This is a genomic window from Hyphomonas sp. UBA4494 (genome assembly GCF_002388935.1).
Lineage (GTDB): Bacteria > Pseudomonadota > Alphaproteobacteria > Caulobacterales > Hyphomonadaceae > Hyphomonas.
This window is the reverse complement of sequence record NZ_DGNK01000012.1, coordinates 18,554-36,976: the sequence shown is the minus strand read 5'-3', so window position 1 is coordinate 36,976 and position 18,423 is coordinate 18,554. Positions and strand designations below refer to the sequence as shown.

The 18,423-nt window shown below is 58.0% G+C and carries 13 protein-coding genes, 1 tRNA gene and 1 pseudogene; 8 read left to right on the top strand and 7 right to left on the bottom strand.

The features are described 5' to 3' along the window. From hutI to nqrF, 6 genes are read left to right on the top strand one after another with little or no spacing between them, the layout of a single operon-like run. Window positions 1–1,215, top strand: a complete 1,215-nt coding sequence (gene hutI / locus B2P82_RS04375) for an imidazolonepropionase (RefSeq protein ID WP_290495399.1) — start codon at window positions 1–3, stop codon at window positions 1,213–1,215. Further along, complete coding sequence (gene hutH / locus B2P82_RS04370; RefSeq protein WP_290495575.1) at window positions 1,215–2,750, top strand: histidine ammonia-lyase; 1,536 nt, start codon at window positions 1,215–1,217, stop codon at window positions 2,748–2,750. Before hutI ends, hutH begins: the two co-directional genes overlap by 1 nt. Further along, entirely contained in the window at window positions 2,747–3,538 is a 792-nt protein-coding gene (gene hutG, locus B2P82_RS04365; RefSeq protein ID WP_290495397.1) for an N-formylglutamate deformylase, read from the top strand. The genes hutH and hutG overlap by 4 nt, the downstream gene beginning before the upstream one ends. Before the next feature lie 17 nt (window positions 3,539–3,555). Then, window positions 3,556–5,223, top strand: coding sequence for a urocanate hydratase (gene hutU, locus B2P82_RS04360; protein ID WP_290495395.1), 1,668 nt, complete (start codon window positions 3,556–3,558; stop codon window positions 5,221–5,223). A gap of 54 nt (window positions 5,224–5,277) precedes the next feature. Then, entirely contained in the window at window positions 5,278–5,994 is a 717-nt protein-coding gene (locus B2P82_RS04355; protein WP_290478577.1) for a PepSY domain-containing protein, read from the top strand. Then, on the top strand, window positions 5,991–7,835 hold the full coding sequence (nqrF, locus tag B2P82_RS04350; protein WP_290495393.1) for an NADH:ubiquinone reductase (Na(+)-transporting) subunit F: 1,845 nt from the start codon (window positions 5,991–5,993) through the stop codon (window positions 7,833–7,835). The genes B2P82_RS04355 and nqrF overlap by 4 nt, the downstream gene beginning before the upstream one ends. A 93-nt stretch (window positions 7,836–7,928) precedes the next feature. On the opposite strand, the gene B2P82_RS04345 is transcribed toward nqrF, so the two are convergent. The 5 genes from B2P82_RS04345 to B2P82_RS04325 form a co-directional block, all read right to left on the bottom strand. Next, a complete protein-coding gene (locus B2P82_RS04345) occupies window positions 7,929–9,263 on the bottom strand; it encodes an MFS transporter (RefSeq protein WP_290495391.1) in 1,335 nt (444 codons plus the stop codon). 24 nt (window positions 9,264–9,287) lie between these two features. Beyond that, window positions 9,288–12,464 (bottom strand): efflux RND transporter permease subunit, encoded by a 3,177-nt coding sequence (locus tag B2P82_RS04340; protein WP_290495389.1) that lies wholly within the window; start codon window positions 12,462–12,464, stop codon window positions 9,288–9,290. A gap of 9 nt (window positions 12,465–12,473) precedes the next feature. Beyond that, complete coding sequence (locus B2P82_RS04335) at window positions 12,474–13,730, bottom strand: efflux RND transporter periplasmic adaptor subunit (protein ID WP_290495387.1); 1,257 nt, start codon at window positions 13,728–13,730, stop codon at window positions 12,474–12,476. Further along, window positions 13,727–15,004 (bottom strand): TolC family protein, encoded by a 1,278-nt coding sequence (locus tag B2P82_RS04330; RefSeq protein WP_290495385.1) that lies wholly within the window; start codon window positions 15,002–15,004, stop codon window positions 13,727–13,729. Before B2P82_RS04330 ends, B2P82_RS04335 begins: the two co-directional genes overlap by 4 nt. A 69-nt stretch (window positions 15,005–15,073) precedes the next feature. Beyond that, complete coding sequence (locus B2P82_RS04325; RefSeq protein ID WP_290495383.1) at window positions 15,074–15,427, bottom strand: hypothetical protein; 354 nt, start codon at window positions 15,425–15,427, stop codon at window positions 15,074–15,076. 527 nt (window positions 15,428–15,954) lie between these two features. Here B2P82_RS04325 and B2P82_RS04320 point away from each other — a divergent pair. Continuing rightward, complete coding sequence (locus tag B2P82_RS04320; RefSeq protein WP_206993075.1) at window positions 15,955–16,152, top strand: DUF736 family protein; 198 nt, start codon at window positions 15,955–15,957, stop codon at window positions 16,150–16,152. A 673-nt stretch (window positions 16,153–16,825) separates the two neighbouring features. On the opposite strand, the pseudogene B2P82_RS16945 reads toward B2P82_RS04320, so the two are convergent. Beyond that, window positions 16,826–16,987: pseudogene (locus tag B2P82_RS16945) on the bottom strand (DUF6538 domain-containing protein); the annotation flags it as partial. A 123-nt stretch (window positions 16,988–17,110) separates the two neighbouring features. Then, window positions 17,111–17,200 (bottom strand) — tRNA-Ser (locus tag B2P82_RS04310). A 192-nt stretch (window positions 17,201–17,392) separates the two neighbouring features. Between B2P82_RS04310 and B2P82_RS04305 the strand changes: the two genes are divergently transcribed. Then, window positions 17,393–18,337: an isopenicillin N synthase family dioxygenase gene (locus B2P82_RS04305; protein WP_290495380.1), complete on the top strand. Its 945-nt coding sequence runs from the start codon at window positions 17,393–17,395 to the stop codon at window positions 18,335–18,337. Window positions 18,338–18,423 lie beyond the last annotated feature (86 nt).

Genomic DNA, 18,423 nt, shown 5'->3' with positions numbered 1-18,423 from the left:
ATGACACGACCCACCCTGTTCACCGATTGCACTGTTGCCACTATGGAATCCGGTCGGCCGAGTTACGGACTGATCGAGGATGCCGCGATTCTCCAACGCGACGGCCTGATCGAATGGGTCGGCCGCTCTGGCGCGGTCCCAGGCAAACGAAGCGAAATGGCAGAGCAATCCTTGCAGGGCCGACTCGTGACGCCAGCGCTTATTGATTGTCACACGCATCTGGTCTTCGGCGGCAATCGCGCGAAGGAATTCCAACAGCGTCTTCAGGGGGTGAGCTATGAAGAGATTGCCAGAAGCGGCGGCGGCATAAACTCCACGGTCGAATCGACCCGCACTGCCAGCTTTGAGGCACTGGTGTCCGCATCCCTGCGACGCCTTGATGACCTGATAAGCGACGGGGTTGCCGTCGTGGAAGTGAAGTCGGGATACGGGCTCACCATAGAAGACGAGATTCGCATGCTCCGGGTGGCCAGAAAGCTCGAAGCGTTGCGGCCCGTGAAAATCGTCACGACCTGGCTGGCCGCGCATGCCCTCCCTCCAGCTTTCAAGGACCGGCCTGATAATTATATCGACGAGGTTGCCATTCCGGGACTGGTCCGCGCCGCAGAGGAAGGCCTGGTCGATGCGGTAGACGGATTTTGTGAAGCAATCGGCTTTTCCCCGGCTCAGATCGAGCGCGTCTTTCAGGCTGCAGCTTCACTCGGACTGCCTGTGAAGCTGCATGCCGAACAGATTTCAGATCTGAAAGGCGCCTTGCTGGCGGCGCGGTATTCGGCCCTTTCGGCGGATCATCTCGAATTCCTGTCAGAGACGGATGTTCCGGAATTTGCCCGCGCCGGAACCGTGGCTGTCCTCCTGCCCGGCGCCTTCTATACGCTCCGGGAAACGAAGCTGCCGCCCATCGCCGCCCTTCGCAAGCATGGGGTCGACATAGCCATCGCGACCGACTGCAATCCAGGCAGCTCTCCCCTGTCCTCGCTTCTTGCTGCGATGAACATGGCCTGCATCCAATTCTCCCTGACTCCTGAAGAGGCACTGGCCGGCACGACCCGGAACGCCGCAAAGGCGCTCGGACTGGCAGGGATGTATGGTGAAATCACGCAAGGGGCCAAGACCGAACTGGCCGTCTGGGACGTCGCGCACCCCGCCGACCTTTCCTACTGGATCGGTCGCAGCCCGCTCCATATGCGTCTCTCGAACAGGAATTATATGTGATGGTTCAATTTGAGCCCGGCAAGGTGTCACTCGATGATCTGGAGTCCCTCTACAGGCACTCCACCCATTTCCAGATTCATCCCGGCGCCTATCCCCGGATTGCCGACTCTGTGGGGACGCTCTCCCGGCGGATTGGGGAGGGCGAGACAATTTACGGCGTGAATACAGGCTTTGGCAAGCTGGCTTCCGTCAGGATCAATGGGGACAGCCTGGCCCTGTTGCAGAAGAATCTCGTCCGCTCGCACGCAGCCGGCATTGGCGAGCCGTTGCCGGCGAATATCGTCCGTCTGATGATGGCGCTGAAATGTATTTCGCTTGCCCGAGGCGCCTCCGGCGTTCGCGTCGAACTGGTCGACCGGATCCAGCAAGTCTACAGCGCGGACATCATACCGGTTATTCCCGCACAAGGGTCTGTCGGGGCATCGGGTGATCTGGCGCCGCTAGCCCATATGGCCGCTGCCCTGATCGGGGAAGGCGACGTCTTTTATCAGGGTGAAAGGATACCAGCCGGTCGGGCATTGCAAATGGCCGGCATCGCGTCCTTCGAGCTTCAGGCCAAGGAAGGTCTTGCGCTTCTCAACGGCACCCAGGCGTCTACCGCGCTCGCGCTCGCTGGCCTGTTCGGCGCCTGGCGACTGGCCCTCTGTTCTCTGACAACTGCCGCGCTTTCAATTGATGCCGCCATGGGTTCAAGCGCCCCCTTCCATGATGAGATCCATCAATTGCGCGGCCATCGCGGCCAGATCGACAGTGCGCGGCGGCTGCGCGAACTTCTTGCCGGTTCAGAAATTCGCGAAAGTCATCTGACCGGCGATGAGCGCGTTCAGGATCCTTATTGCCTGAGATGTGCCCCCCAAGTCATCGGCGCCTGCCTGGACCAGCTCCGCCAGGTCGCGACTACCCTGAAAATCGAGGCGAATGCCGCGACGGACAATCCGCTCGTCCTGTCTGATGGCGACATCGTTTCCGGCGGCAATTTCCACGCAGAGCCCGTGGCACTTGCTGCAGACCAAACGGCCATCGCCATAGCGGAAATCGGCAGCATCGCCCAGCGCCGAATTGCCATGCTGGTGGATCCCAGCCTCAGCTTTGGGCTTCCTGCATTTCTTGCGCTCGATCCCGGCCTCAAATCGGGCTTGATGATCGCGGAGGTTACATCGGCCGCCCTGATGAGCGAAAACAAGGCGCTGTCGAATCCTCGCTCCGTCGACTCCACGCCGACCTCCGCCAATCAGGAAGACCATGTGTCCATGGCCTGCCATGCGGCGCGCCGACTGCTTGAAATGAACGAAAATCTGGCGGGGATACTCGGCATCGAAGCGCTATGCGGCGCACAAGGCGTTGAGTTTCGCACGCCGCTTGCGACAAGCCCCAGCCTCCAGCATGCGATCCGAACAATCCGCAATCACGCAGCGCCGTTCGATGATGAGCGGATGATCAGCCCCGATATCGAGGCGATGAAGACGCTTGTCCTGTCTGGCGATGCGCTCTGCGACGTCCAGCAAGGCGTTACAGCGATAGAGATGACGCCATGATTCCGGTAACAATTGTTCAGGGTCAGGGGCCCGTCATTCTGGGCCAGCCGCATTCAGGGACCTATGTTCCCGAACCAATTTTCCAGGCCCTGAATGACACAGGTCGTCGGCTGCTCGACACCGACTGGCACATTCCGCGATTGTATGACGGCCTTCTGGCCGACGCCACAATCGTGCGTGCGAATTTCAGTCGCTATGTGATAGACGCCAATCGTCCGCCTGACGGTGCCTCTCTGTATCCCGGTCAGAACAGCACAGGTCTTGTGCCGACTTTCACGTTCGACGGCCAATCTATCTGGCAGACTGCGCCCACGGATGACGAGGTCGCAGACCGGATCAATGACTACCACCGTCCATACCACACTGCGCTCAGTGTGCAGATCGAAAGGATCAAGGCACTACATGGCTTCGCTGTATTGTATGACTGCCATTCAATTCGGTCGAAAATCCCGTTCCTGTTCGACGATCGCCTTCCGGATCTGAATGTCGGTGACAATAATGGCACCACTTGCGCGCCCGTCCTGACCCGGGCTGTCGCGGACATTTGCGCCAGCACGTCTCACTACACGCATGTTGTCAATGGCCGCTTCAAAGGGGGCTGGACCACGCGCCAGTATGGCAAGCCGGCAGAGGGGGTGCACGCCATTCAGATGGAGCTCGCGCAGCGCTGCTACCTCACCTCCGAAACACCTCCTTTCGACTATTCCACCCCCCGGGCCGACAAGTTTCGGTCCCTGCTTCAGTCAATCCTGATCACCGTCTCCACCACGGCTCAGGCATCGCTTTAATGGAGAATACCTTGGACATGACGCTGAAAAACCGACGCGATATTGCCAGCCCGACCGGGTCGGACCTGACTTGCCGGTCCTGGACCACTGAAGCGCCCTTCCGGATGCTACAGAACAATCTCGATCGTAACGTCGCAGAAAACCCGGACGAGCTTGTTGTATACGGAGGCATTGGCCGCGCAGCACGGACTTGGAAGGACTTCGATCAGATTCTGGAAACGCTCAAGACGCTACTGGAGGATGAGACCCTGCTCGTCCAGTCCGGAAAGCCGGTTGGAGTCTTCCGCACACATGGCGACGCGCCCAGGATTCTCATCGCCAACTCGAATCTCGTTCCAAAGTGGGCAAACTGGGAACACTTCAATGAGCTCGATAAGAAAGGGCTCATGATGTACGGTCAGATGACAGCGGGGTCATGGATATATATTGGCACGCAGGGCATCGTTCAGGGCACCTACGAGACATTCGTGGAAGCTGGCCGGCAACATTATGATGGGAACCTCAAAGGCCGCTGGATCCTGACGGGCGGCCTCGGCGGCATGGGCGGTGCCCAGCCACTAGCGGCCGTCATGGCGGGGGCTTGCTGTCTCGCAGTTGAATGTGATCCCGAGCACATAGATTTCCGGTTGCGCACCAAGTATCTTGACGAAAAGACGGATAGTCTGGATGAGGCCCTCGCGCTGATCGAAACATGGACCAAATCTGGTGAGGCCAAGTCCGTGGGCTTGTGCGGCAATGCAGCTGATATCTTTCCTGAACTCGTAAAGCGGGGCATCCGCCCGGACCTTGTCACAGACCAGACGTCCGCCCATGATCCGGTCAATGGCTACCTGCCTTCCGGATGGTCGCTGTCCGAGTGGAAACAAAAGCAGGTCACCGATCCAGAGGCAGTGAAGCAGGCTGCATGCATATCGATGAAGGTACAGGTTCAGGCGATGCTGGACTTCTGGCATCAGGGCGTGCCCACACTCGACTATGGCAACAACATCCGTCAGGTCGCCTTCGATGAAGGCCTCGAGAACGCGTTCGATTTTCCCGGATTTGTCCCGGCTTATATCCGACCGCTCTTTTGCAGGGGGGTCGGTCCGTTCCGCTGGGTTGCCCTGTCAGGCGACCCGGAGGACATCTACAAGACAGACCAGAAGGTCAAGGAACTGCTCCCTGACGACCACAACCTGCATCGATGGTTGGATATGGCTCGCGAACGCATCGCGTTTCAGGGTCTGCCTGCCCGCATCTGCTGGGTCGGCCTCGGCGACCGTGACCGCCTTGGTCTGGCCTTCAATGAAATGGTCGCCAATGGCGAACTGAAGGCCCCGGTGGTCATCGGCCGCGATCATCTCGACAGCGGGTCAGTGGCCAGCCCCAATCGCGAGACCGAGGCGATGCGCGACGGCTCAAGCGCCGTCTCTGACTGGCCGCTGCTCAATGCCCTTCTCAATACGGCATCCGGTGCGACCTGGGTCAGCCTGCATCATGGCGGCGGCGTCGGCATGGGCTATTCTCAACATGCTGGCATGGTCATCGTCGCGGACGGAACCGAAGATGCGGCCCGCCGGATTGGGCGAGTACTCTGGAACGACCCGGCAACCGGGGTTATGCGCCATGCAGATGCAGGGTATGACGACGCGATTGATTGCGCCCGTGAGAAACAGCTCAACCTGCCCGGCATTCTTGCGCGTTGATCGAAGCGAAGCACGCCTTCTCCCTCTACTACACCTAGCTCAGGACGGTCATTCGTGGGTAAAAATATCGCATTCAGAGTGCGCCAGTGGCACAAATGGCTGTCGCTCATCATCGGCGCGCAAGTCATGCTTTGGCTCGCGACAGGCGTTTACATGGTGGTGATAAATCTTGATTTCATTCATGGTGACCACCTCGTTCAGAACATGGCTGCGACGCTTGGCGCAGATTATGAGCCAAGCGTCACATTCCAAGACGTGGTCGATGACTATCCGGACGCCAGCGAAATTGTCCTCGCGAGCTGGATTGGGCAACCCGTTTTCCGGGTGAGATCTCCGGCCGGATCACATCTTGTGGATGCGGAAACCGGTCGCCAAATTTCTCCGCTCACGCAAGACGATGCAATCGCTGTCGCGCGATACCACTATACCCGGACGGCCGACATAGCCTCGGCCAGGCTATTGGTGGATGCGGAAGAGGCGCCGACAGAAATCCAGTCCCGGCCACTTCCTTTATGGCGCGTGGATTTCGAAGATGCCGGATCAACCGCCTTCTATGTCTCACCGGATGACGGGTCGCTGATTACCAGACGCCACACATACTGGCGTATCTTCGATTTCGCCTGGATGCTGCACATCATGGACTATGAAGAACGCGCAGACGTGAACAATACCCTTCTACGGATTTCGGCTGGCCTTGGCCTTGTGCTCTCGGTCCTTGGAATGTGGTTGCTCTTTTTCAGCTTCAGGCGCCGCCGGGGGTCCCTGTCATGATGGCGATCATTCGACAGGGCCATAAATGGATCGCATTGATCCTGGGCATTCAGCTTGCTCTCTGGATGCTGAGCGGCCTCGGCATGGCCATTCTTCCTCACAGCAAGGTTGTTGGCCACCATCACAAGGCCGCACCCGCAGCCCCCACCCCGCTCAGCGAGCTTGCCGGTGCCGAGATCGGCCAGCCTGATGCCTTGGGCCGCGGCGATATCCGCGAGATCCGTCTCAAAAACCTCAATGGGCGCGCGGTCTTCGAAACGGTCACGCCGGACGGTTCAACACTTGGCGAAGCGGTGACCGGTAACACAATCATTGTGAGCGAAGCGCTCGCTGGCGACATCGCTCTCAAGGATTATTCCGGCCCGGGCGAGATCAGTCGGACCCGTCTTCTCACCGAGTCCACGCTGGAAATTCGCGACCACGCCCCACCCGCCTGGCGGATCGACTTCTCCGACCCCGAGCAGACGAGCCTTTATGTTTCGGCTTCGAATGGCGAGATTCTCGAGAGGCGGAACAATTATTGGAGAACGTTCGACGTCTTCTGGATGGTCCACATCATGGACTATGTCAGCCGATCCAGCTTCAATCACCCGCTCATCATCCTGACCGCGCTCGTTGTGCTTTGGCTCGGCTTCAGCGGGATTGCTCTCTGGTGGGACAGTTTCAGACGGAATGACTTCAATGTCATCGGCAGATGGCGCTTACGGAAGCACACCTTCGCCCTGGCCCTCTCTGACAGTGAAGGCGGCACGATCCGGACCGTCGACGCCCGACCCATGCAGTCACTCTTCACAGCGATGGGCACTGAAGGTTACCCGCTTCCTTCCACTTGCGGCGGCGGTGGCACATGCGGCCTCTGCCGGGTAAGGATTGGCCCGGCTCTCCCGATCTTCCCGGCTGACCGCCGGCAAATACCGGACGCCGAGCTGGAGGAAGGATACCGGCTGGCATGCCAGCACCAGATCACCTCCCCTCTTTCGGTGACGCTACCGCATGGCCTGCTGGACGCAACTGACATCAAAGCAGTCGTCGTCTCTTCCACCTTCATCACGCCGGACATGTACGAGTTGTGCCTGTCGCTTCCCACGCCGCTCGACTTCCGGGCCGGTAGCTACGTTCAAGTCGAAATTCCGCCCTTTACATCCTGTCTCGATGAGCTGGACCTGCCTGATCAGGTGAAGGCGCAGTGGGAAAGGTCGGGCGCCGCAAAGACGTTCGGCACCAATGTCCCGGTCTTCCGGACTTATTCCCTCGCAAACGCCCCGGGCGAGTTTGGGAACAAGGTCATGTTGAGCATTCGCCTCGCGCTCCCCAAAATCGGTATGATGGACGTCCCGGTGGGAGTCGGATCTGCATTCCTGCTGACGCGGAAGAGCGGTGATACGTTGCATCTGCGTGGGCCGTTTGGGGATTTTCATATCAATGAGGATGCCGATGAAATCATCTTCATTGGAGGCGGCGCGGGGATCGCGCCGATCCGATCCATGATCCTCGATCAGCTCAAGGTAAAACGCACATCTTCGCGGATATCGTTCTGGTATGGGGCCAGAACACAGGAACACATAGCCTATCAGGAAGATTTGGAAGAGCTTGTGGCAGCATATCCAAATTTCTCCTGGCATGTGGCCCTGTCAGACGCACCGGAAACGGATACCTGGTCTGGTCCGCGCGGCTTGATCCATGAATTGGTTCGCGATCAGTGTATCACCTCACATCCCGATCTCGACGCGTGTAGTTTTTATATATGCGGTCCTCCACCCATGCTGGCGGCGGTTCTATCTTTGTTAAAATCTCTGAACGTGCCGGACAGCCGCATTGCGTTCGATGATTTCGGAAATTGACCCGGTGCAGACGATCTGGAGATGGGCGAAGCACAACCTATTCCGTGAACTGATCCCTGTAAAAAGCTGTCTACTTAAGGCTATACTTTCCTTTCAGGTCGGCTTTGGCCACTGAGTATGGATATCGTCGATCACGAAAGTATGGACGGGTTCGCCGGGCTGATGACCGTCGCGTATGTGCGGATGGTCGGCAGGAAGGTCTGGATGCGCGTGAACGATTTGCGTAACATCGCGCCTTGGCCAGACGCGCGCCGCAATTACCAGGCCCGCGAGGGAAAGGGCGCAGAGACCGGCGAAGGCTGCTGACTGGCCAAGCGACGCACCTAGCCAGCCTGCCAGGGGATAGGCAATTAGCCAGCACGCATGGCTGAGCGCGAATTGCGCCGCGAAAATTGTGGTGCGGTTGTCGGCATGAGATGAGCGCCTGAGCAGTCGACCGGCAGGAGTCACACACAAGGAATAGGCCGCCCCCAGACAGAACCAGCCGCCAAGAATGATCGGCCATTGAATTCCCATCAAGAGGGTCAGCGCGGCAAGTGCGGCCAGAAGGCCTGTCAGAAAGGCCGAGGCGGCCAGCAACGCCGTCCGGTCGCTTAGCTTTCTAAGAATACTGGAGACTGACAGCGCAATGAGCATCGAGCCCAGGCCATACGCGCCCAGCGTAATCGCATAGGCGGCCTGGGAAAGCGCCAGTTCCTCGCGAATGATGACGACGGTGTTGACGGTGACCATAGATCCAGCCGCCGCGGCCGAGAGGGTGACCGCCAGCAATCCGACAAGGCGAGGCGTCTTCAGATACATGACCATGCCTTGACTGGTGCGAGCCCAGACCCCGCCGCTATGGAATTTTGCAGCGCGGCTGATGGCCAGTCCCGACCTTAGTACAAGGATCGCCGAGCCGACGAAACCAATTGCTGTTCCTGCAAACAGACCGTTGAACGAGATCACCGTGAGGAGCGCGGCGGCGATCAGGGGACTGGTGAGGCTCTCCATGTCGTACGCAAGACGGGAGAGCGAGAGCGCTTTCGTATAATCTTCCTCATCAGGCAGGATATCGGGGATCGAGGCCTGGAAAGTCGGCGTGAAGGCCGCTGAGGCCGATTGCAGGACGAAGATTAATCCATAAATCTGCCAGACCTCCGTGACGAATGGGAGGAACAGCGCAACGCCAGCCCGTACGATATCCAGTGCCACGAGAAACGTCTTGCGGGGGAGCCGGGACGAGAAGGCCCCCACGACTGGAGCGATCGCGATATAGGCCACCATCTTGATCGCAAGCGCGATGCCGAGCACCTGCCCGGCCTCGTTTCCTGCAAGCTCGAAAGCGAGCAAGCCGAGCGCGACCGTGAGTAGCCCGGTGCCAATCAGGGCAACCAGCTGCGCAAGGAAAAGATGCCGATAGGTACGATCAGTGAGAATACCCAGCATGAAAGTGTGCCTGAAGGGCCCTTCCTATTCCGCTGGCACCGGCTCGTCCGCCAGCAACGGTTCACGTCGTGAGCTTTTCTCTCCCCCATGAACAATTCGGTAGAGCGCTGGCAGAACGAGCAAGGTGAGAAGCGTCGAGGAGAAAATTCCGCCGATCACCACTGTCGCAAGAGGTCGTTGAACCTCGCTGCCGAGCCCGACATTGAACGCCATCGGAATAAAGCCCAGACTGGCAACGAGCGCGGTCATGAGCACCGGCCTCAACCGTTGCAAAGCCCCTTCATAGATCGCCTCGCCCAAGGCCTCTCCCCGTTCGCGGCGCTGGCGAATGAAACTGAGCATTACCACACCATTGAGCACGGCGACGCCGGAGAGGGCGATAAATCCAACGCCCGCGGATATCGAGAATGGCATGTCGCGCAAGGCGAGCGCTGCCACGCCTCCCGTCAGTGCGAGAGGGACTCCCGAGAAGACGATCGCGGCATCCCGCAGGGTGCCGAACAGCATCAGCAACAGACCGAAAATCATCAGCAGCGCGATGGGCACCACAACCGACAGGCGCTGACTGGCAGAGACAAGCTGTTCATACGTTCCGCCATATTCGATCCAGTAGCCGGCTGGGAGGTCAGCGCCGTCCGATACGCGATCCTGCAGTTCGGTGATAAATGAGCCAAGATCCCGACCTCTCACATTTGAGGTGACAACAAGCTTGCGCTTGCCGTTCTCGCGACTGACCTGATTGGGGCCCGGGGCGATGTCGACGCTCGCTACTTCAGACAGAGGCACGAACATAACGCCATCGCCGGACCGTCTGCCTTCCGGCAGAGGGACAGGCAGACGCTGGATCGCCACAACATCCGTACGCAAATATTCCGGGAATCTGACAACGATATCGAAGCGGCGGTCGCCTTCGAAAAAACGTCCGGCGACTTGCCCCCCCAGCGCCGTTGCCGCAACCGCCTGGATGTCACCGACATTCAACCCGTATCTTGCAAGCGCATCCCTGTCAGGGCGAATTGACAAGATAGGCAGGCCCGTAACCTGTTCGCGCTGCACATCGGCAGAGCCAGCCGTGCCGGTTACGATCTCCTGAATCCGATCGGCTGTCGCTTCCAGTGTTTCCAGATCATCGCCATAGATTTTCACGGCGACATCTGCGCGGACCCCTGAAATCAGCTCATTGAACCGCATTTCAATCGGCTGGGTCAGCTCATACTTGCTGCCAGGTATCTGTTCGACCACTGCCTGTAGCTCGGAGACAAGTTGCGATTTTGGCTTTCTGGGGTCCGGCCATTCCTTACGTGGTTTCATGATCACGAATGTGTCTGCCACACTCGGAGGCACCGGATCGGTCGCAATTTCAGGCGTGCCGATCTTGGCAAAAACGCGTTCGACCTCCGGGACCTGCACGATCCTCGCTTCGAGCATTTCCTGCATTTCAATCGCCTGAGTCAGGCTTGTGCCTGGAATGCGCAAAGCGTGGAGGGCAATATCGCCTTCATCAAGGTTTGGAATAAACTCCGAACCTAGCTTGGTTGCCCCCCAGCCACCGATGCCGACGAGCGCAACGGCTCCGATCACAATAGCGTATCGAACACGTAGCGCGAAGCTAAGAGCCGGCCGGTAAAGCCACTTTGCCCCCCTCATCAGGCGGCTTTCCTTCTCCGTGACTTTGCCGCGGACAATAAGTGCGACGGCAGCTGGCACGAAAGTCAGCGAGAGGATCAGGGCCGAGGTGAGCGCCAGAACCACAGTGAAGGCCATCGGGTGGAACATCTTCCCTTCGATCCCCGTCAGGGCAAAGATTGGAAAATACACCACCGTGATGATGATCACGCCGAATATCGATGGTTTGATCACTTCACTGGACGCTTCGGCTGCCAGGGAAAATCGCTCTTCGCGGGTCAGCAAGCGACCGAGGCTCCCCTGCTTCTCCGCAAATCGCCGGAGGCAATTTTCGACAATGATAACAGCGCCATCAACGATCAGGCCGAAATCGAGCGCGCCGAGGCTCATCAGATTGCCCGACACATTGTTCTCGACCATCCCCGTGATAGTCATCAGCATCGCCACGGGAATGACCGCCGCCGTTATGAGTGCTGCCCGTATATTTCCGAGCAGGAGAAACAGGACGAGAATAACCAGTAACGCACCCTCAGCCAGATTCTTCTCGACGGTTGCGATCGTCGCATCGACCAGGGTCGTGCGATTATAGACCGGCGTGATCTGGACGCCATCAGGCAGACCAGGCCGGATTTCGTCCACCCGCTCGTCAACTGCGACTGATACTGTGCGGCTGTTTTCGCCGACCAGCATGAAGGCGGTACCAAGAATAACTTCCTCACCGTTCTGGGTTGCAGCGCCAGTCCGGAGTTCTTCACCGATGGTTATTTCTGCGACATCTGACAACCGGATCCCGAAGGCGCCGGTGTCTTTCACGGTGATGTTGCGAAGATCGTCAAGCGAATTCGCCTGACCGGGAACCCGGATCAGGTTCTGCTCACCATGACGTTCAATATAGCCTGCGCCGGTATTCGCATTATTCGCTTCCAAAGCGCCGATGATATCGTCTAGCGTCAGATCGAATCCGGCGAGGGCTGCCGGATCTGGCAGGATATGGATTTCCTTCTTGAACCCGCCGATCGTGTTGACTTCCGTCACGCCTTCGACCGTGCGCAGCTGAGGCAAGACCACCCAGTCATTGAGAGTGCGCAAATCCATCGCCGTGTACCGTGCGCCATCTTCAGTGATTGCGCCCGGCTCAGCCGAAAGGATGTACATGTAAATTTCGCCCAGCCCCGTTGCGATAGGACCGAGTTCAGGCGACACGCCTTCCGGAAGTGTGGCTCGAACCGACTGGATTCTTTCTGAAACCAGTTGTCTGGCGCGGTAGATGTCGGTGCCATCATCGAAGATCACCGTCACTTGACTCAATCCGTAGCGGGAAACCGACCGTGTATAGTCAAGATCAGGAAGACCCGAAATGGCGGTCTCTACCGGGAACGTGATGCGTTGCTCGGTTTCCAGAGGCGAATAGCCGGGGGCTTCCGTGTTGATCTGCACCTGGACATTTGTGATGTCAGGAACGGCATCGATCGGAAGCCGGTTGAAATTGTAGATACCGAGTGCGGCAAGTCCGAATACAACAGCAAGGACCAACCAGCGCTGGCTGATCGAGAATCGAATGATGCTCTCAAGCATGGCTGTCTCCTAATGGTCGTGGCTGGCGCCGGACTTTTCAATGTCGGCTTTGATGAGGAAGGAATTGGCGCTGACATATTCAGTGCCGGGATCTAACCCGCCAAGGACTTCGACAAATTCACCATCGCTCTCTCCCAGGTCGAGCATCCGGACCTCGTAGGTCTCGCCCACTTTTGCGTAGACCACGGTGAAGTCACGAAAGCTCTGCAGCCCGGATTCTCTCACGGCGAGCGGCACCTCAGACTCTCCGGTCACAACGCTCGCCATGACCCGCATGCCAGGGGTCATTGCCGCTTCGATCGGCACGGGGGCTACGGCGATACGAGTCTGCGTATTTTCGCCCGATATCGGCAGAAAGCGGGTGATCTCTGACGCAAACTCGAGGTCAGACCCAGCAACACCCATGCGGACGCTCTGACCTGTTTTCACCTTCCCTGCATCCTTAGGGAAGACGTGCAGACGCGCCTCCAACTGATTGAGGTCAGCGATCGTGAAGAGAGATTGATCGCCCGCGACATCGCCCGCGTTGGTGTTGCGTTCAAGGATTGTCCCCGATACCGGCGCGGTGACCGAATAACTCTGAAGACTGGAGGAGCTTTCGACGCGCGCCAGCGTCTGTCCCTTGCGAACCATATCATTCACGCCGACGCTGACCGACTGGACTGGACCGGGGTAGCGGGCCCGAACCTCCGCGGTCGCAGATGGCGAGAGGGCCGTCACGCCCGAGAGAGGAATTATGTCCCTGATCACCGCAGCACCGGCAATTTCAGTCTCGACACCCATGGACACAGCTGTGTCGTCGGCAATCGTGGTGCGGCCCTCGAAGGATTCATAACTCCAAGAGTAAGACGTGCCCTGATGTTGGGCGTCGACGAAGACCTCGAATGAATGCGGTTCGGAAACGACACTGTCGCCTTTCAGATAATCCTGAACCGGAGAGAATTCGAAAATATCCTCCTCGTCTCCAAGTCGGTCGAGGCGAACTGTCAGCGAGACACGGGACGGATCAACAGGTTCACCTGCAAGGAAAGGATAAATTCGATACTCAGGCGGGACACCTGACTCAAAAATCGTCATTTCCAGCGCAAAATCCCCCTCTTCCAACAGACGTCCTCCATGAGGCCCTTCCGCAGTTTCAGATTCTCCGGCCCCAGTATGAATATTGTCGCCATCGCCTGGCGCTGAATTCTGGCTGCCGCAGCCGGTGAGGGTCATCAGCGCTGCAATTACTGCAGCGGCAACAGGATAAAGAATGCGAGGATTCATTGTGCGGTCTCCACGATGGACTGCCAGTCTTCCCGGCCCGTGACGCGGGAAAGAGCAGCTTCGTTCAGGATGAAGGTCTCGATATGGCCGAGACGCTGTTCACGCAGTTCAGCAAGTGTTCGCTGCGCATCGATGAATTCAAGGTACGAAAATGCGCCGCGGTCATACCCCTCTTGGGCCAGATCAAGCGCGCGGATCGCTTCAGGAAGTAAAACGTCGTCTATATCTCGTATGCTGGCCTGCGCATTTTGCGCCGCGCGCTGATAGTTAACTGCCTGACGCAGCAATTGCTGGCGCAGCACACGTTCGCGGACAGCGACGAGTTCTTGTTGAACCCGGTGTTTGGCAGCTTTGGCAGCTGACTGACTCTGCGCACCCAGAGGGATGGTGACACCGGCGATGACGCCAATGTCTTCTCGATATCCAAATTTCCGAACACCTGCACTCCAAGTCACATCTGGCACTGCTTCCGCCCTTCGAAGTTCTGTCTCAGCCGCAAGGCGGCGATCTTCCGCCTGCAGTTTTTCGAATTCAGGCGAGTACACACGTGGAATATCCAGCTGACCTGATTTCAAGCGGCGCTCAATGAATCCAGGCTCGATCGCAAAATCCTCCGCCCTGCCCCACATACTGGCAATGGTCATACGCCGCTGGGCGGCGAGGCGGTGGTATTGAAGCGCTTCTGCCTCAGCCCTAGCGAGGTCCGTCACTGCCCGCGCCTGCGCAAGAAGTGGGTCTCGGGCAGCTTCCACGCGGCGATCAACAATTTCCTTCAAAGACCGTGAAATCGCGACCCGCTTGCAGGCGAGATCGGCTCGGCGCTCCAGGAGGACAGCTTCAACATACAGCGTCTCAATCGCGTGAGCGATATCGTGCTCGATGATTTCCCGCTCAGTTTCTGCAACGGCTATCCCTGCGCGCGCCACCGCTTCGCGCGCCTCTCTTTTGCCACCGCGCTCCCACGTCCTTGAGAATCGCCCTGTCACTTCCAGATTGTCGATCTCGCCCGCCAGACCGATGCCTGGAAAATTTTCAGTTTCGAGACTGATCGTATCCATTGGGCGAAGTGCAGCAATCGTCCGTTCCGTGCGGGCCAGGGCCACACCCTTGTCCGCCAGGATGGGTCGCAGGTCGGCGTCAAGTGCAGCCCGCATGGCTTGAGAGGACGTCACAATTTCGAGATCTTCGCCTGCTTCACAAACGGATGTCTGCGCGCTGACCGGCAGAACTGGCAACGCCATGATCAAGGCGCAGCCTATAATTTTTAGTGCCATGAAACTTACTCCAGGCTGAACAAGCAAACATTGGACGCCCGCATGGCGTAACAATGTACGATATTATGTTCAGGCTGAAATTCGTTCGGGATCCGGATCTTTCAGACGGATGGGTCCGCGATAGGATGGCGGACCGGATACAAGCCTTACAAAAGGCACAACTGACTTGACGAGACCAGTCGGTGAAGAAATGCCAAGCGCAACAAAATGAAGTTCCGCAGGGTGATCCTCATGATCAAGCTCGTGCGAGTGCTCATCGTCCAGATCGGACAGAGTGTCATAACCGAGGCCCTGCTCATCAAGATGATGATCGATTGGCATCACATGATGCAGCTCTTCAGCATGCGCACGCGTATGCGCCGCCCCTGACAGGAATGGTGATATGGCGAAAATCGCACAGAGAAGAGCTACCAGACGGTGCATGGTCACGATCCAAAGCTCAATTTAGTCTATATGTAAAGACAGCAATTTCCCTCAGGCTTGGACATAATGAAGCGGTAATCTATTGAATGGCTGAGACTCTTGAAGGTTATTTGCTCGACGAGGCCTTCAACGGACCGCGCGGTTAAGATGATACACTGACTGCGCATCAGCCCCTTTCGAATGCCCGGCCATTCTACTCTAGATGATTGCTAGCAGGCTCAAGATGGTCACTCGTACCGCTCAAAGGTCGAGGCAGCCCTAACTGCGCTGACGAGACCCCTTCCTACAAAATAGTGACTGGCCCGGCTCGTCTCATATTCGGCCGTCGCAGCAGGATCCGCAGACAGCGCATTGCAAAGACCAGCAATCCGGCTTGCGAGCGGGAGTTGTTCAACAGCGGACCTGTGGCCGACCTGTCTGCGGTCTCGGACAAATGTATCAGACATTTGCTGTATACGGATGTTTCCTGGGGTTCATAGCCGAGGACCTCGCAGAATTTCGCGGCGGGGCCATTGCCGTCCCGGACCATGATGATCAATGTGAAGGCCCAGATGGTGCCGGTGATCGACAAGGCAGCGGCCGGTCCGGACTACCGCATCTTCGCAGGCGATGCAGAACTCGGCGCGGCCTGGCGCGAGGAAAGCAAGGATGGCGAGACGCGTGATCCAGCCGGATCGTGTCGGAGGTCAAAGCTGCGCCTTCCGAGGGCCTGTATCCGGTATTGATCACGCCGAGCAGCAAGGCTCTGGCTTCCTCATTCAGGCCGTCCAGCGCATGCTGGGCCAGCAATTTCTCACGAATCCATTTTGTACTGAATGGTGGACGAGTCCGCTTCTCACCTTCCCGGAAGGACAATTCCCCGAGCGGCAACGTAATCCCGAGCCGCTTCATCCTGTTCACCGTTTTCAGGATATCACCGAGATGGATCAAATCCTTGTTTGCGGTAATGGGCGTAACCTCGCCTGCCTCGATCCGTTCGAGCCAGTGCTGCCTGAAATCCAGCATGTCATCGCGTGTGATGGCTGCAATCGGCTTGTTGCCGATCACGGACACGAAATTGCGCACTGCCTTGATACGGGGATTTCGCCAGCGCCTGATCTGGTCCTCACTCTTACCGATTACCTTTTCCCGGGCCAGGGACCAGTAAAGGTCGAGCACTGCTTCAAGCCTCGGCTCCGGCTTCTCGACACCTCCCAGCAAAGAGGCAGCCTCGACCGCATCCGGCACGTCGCCCCCACCTTGTATGGCTTCGATACGCTCAACCAGTTCTTTTAGCGGCAATTGCGAAACCCTGTCCGCCTGCAGATAGCGATATCCCCGCAGGCTGGCGAGTTCCAGAACAGCGGCATAGCGTTCGTCAGCATCGCTGGACCTGCCTGCCAGACGCGCCTCCCACGCCTCGATAAGCTGTTCCCAGGCATGGATTGCCTTGCTCTGCGCAAGGCTTTCGGAATCTGTATGCAGGCTGATCCAGACGGTGCGTCTTGTCTCAACGCCATGATACCGGCGGGGAACACGCCGACGCAGCTGGTAGGTCTTCCCACGCTTGAAAATGGGCATGTTCGAATCCCTTTTGTGCAGCAAAATGTGCAGCAAATCAAGATTCCAGGAGCGCGGATATTCCGAAATACCGAATAGTTTCAGTATATTCAGGGATGTATCAGGATGTTGAGGGAGGCGGGGTGGCGGAGAGGAAGGGATTCGAACCCTCGATACGCGTTAACGTATACGCCCTTAGCAGGGGCGCGCCTTCAGCCACTCGGCCACCTCTCCAGCGCGGAATATGGGGTCTAGAGAAACCCCATCCTGATCGCAAGCCCCTGAATTCGGTGGAGCCGTCAAAATCTCCACGAAAGCACGGCCAAACTCAATTGCACGCACAACTGCTACATATGTGGCGTTACGTATGGTCGGCCCATCCCTCTGTGCTAATCTCCCCTCTAATTCTTGCCAGAGACCCCGATAATGATGACCGACTATTTCAAACCCGTCCCGTTCGACCTGTTCAAATCCGATAAAAAAGCGTTCGGAGATGCGCTCTGCCGCTCCTTTCGAGAGACAGGGTTCGCAGTGGTGTCCGGCCATACAGTCGATCAGGGCGTGATTGACCGCAATCTGGATGCGACCAAGGCTTTCTTTGCTCTGCCGGACGCGGAAAAGCTGAAATATGACGGACGCCAAGGGGGTGGCCAGCGCGGCTATACGGCCTTTGGGACGGAAAACGCCAAGGGCAACGCTCATGCCGATCTCAAGGAATTTTGGCATACCGGCCGCGCCCTGCCGGAGGACAGCCCCTATCGCGCGACGATGGCCGACACACCCAGCGTTCCGGAAGTACCCGCCTTTGACGAAGCCACAACCGCACTTTTTGATGCACTGGATGAAATGGGCCGGGAAATTCTGGAAGGTGTCGCCTTGCATCTTGGGCTCGCCGAGGATTGGTTCGACGACAAGGTCAATTTCGGCAACTCGATCCTGCGTCTGCTCCACTACCCCCCGCAGCAAACTCCTCCACCCGCAGACACGGTCCGCGCCGGCGCGCATGAGGATATTAATGTCATCACGCTGTTGCTGGGTGCTGAGGAGGCCGGCCTCCAGGTCTTGCACAGTTCAGGCGAATGGCTGGACGTTAATCCGCCCGCTGGCGCGCTGGTCATCAATTGCGGAGACATGCTACAGCGCCTGACGGGCGGTGTACTGCCGTCCACAACGCACCGCGTGCTTAACCCATCTGCCGAGCGCGCAAAATTCCCGCGTTACTCGACGCCCTTCTTTCTGCATTTCAATCAGGATTACCTGATCGAAGCGCTACCTGGCTGTGTCGCTGAAGGCGGCAAAGCCGAAGCCCCGATCACGGCTCAGGAGTATCTCATGGAACGGCTCCGCGAGATCGGCCTCGTAAAGGCCTGACGTAGACCTAATGCCCCGCTGCACTAAACGGTCACAGACATCGAACACTTTTCTGGACGGGAAAATGTTAACGTTGACATAAATAG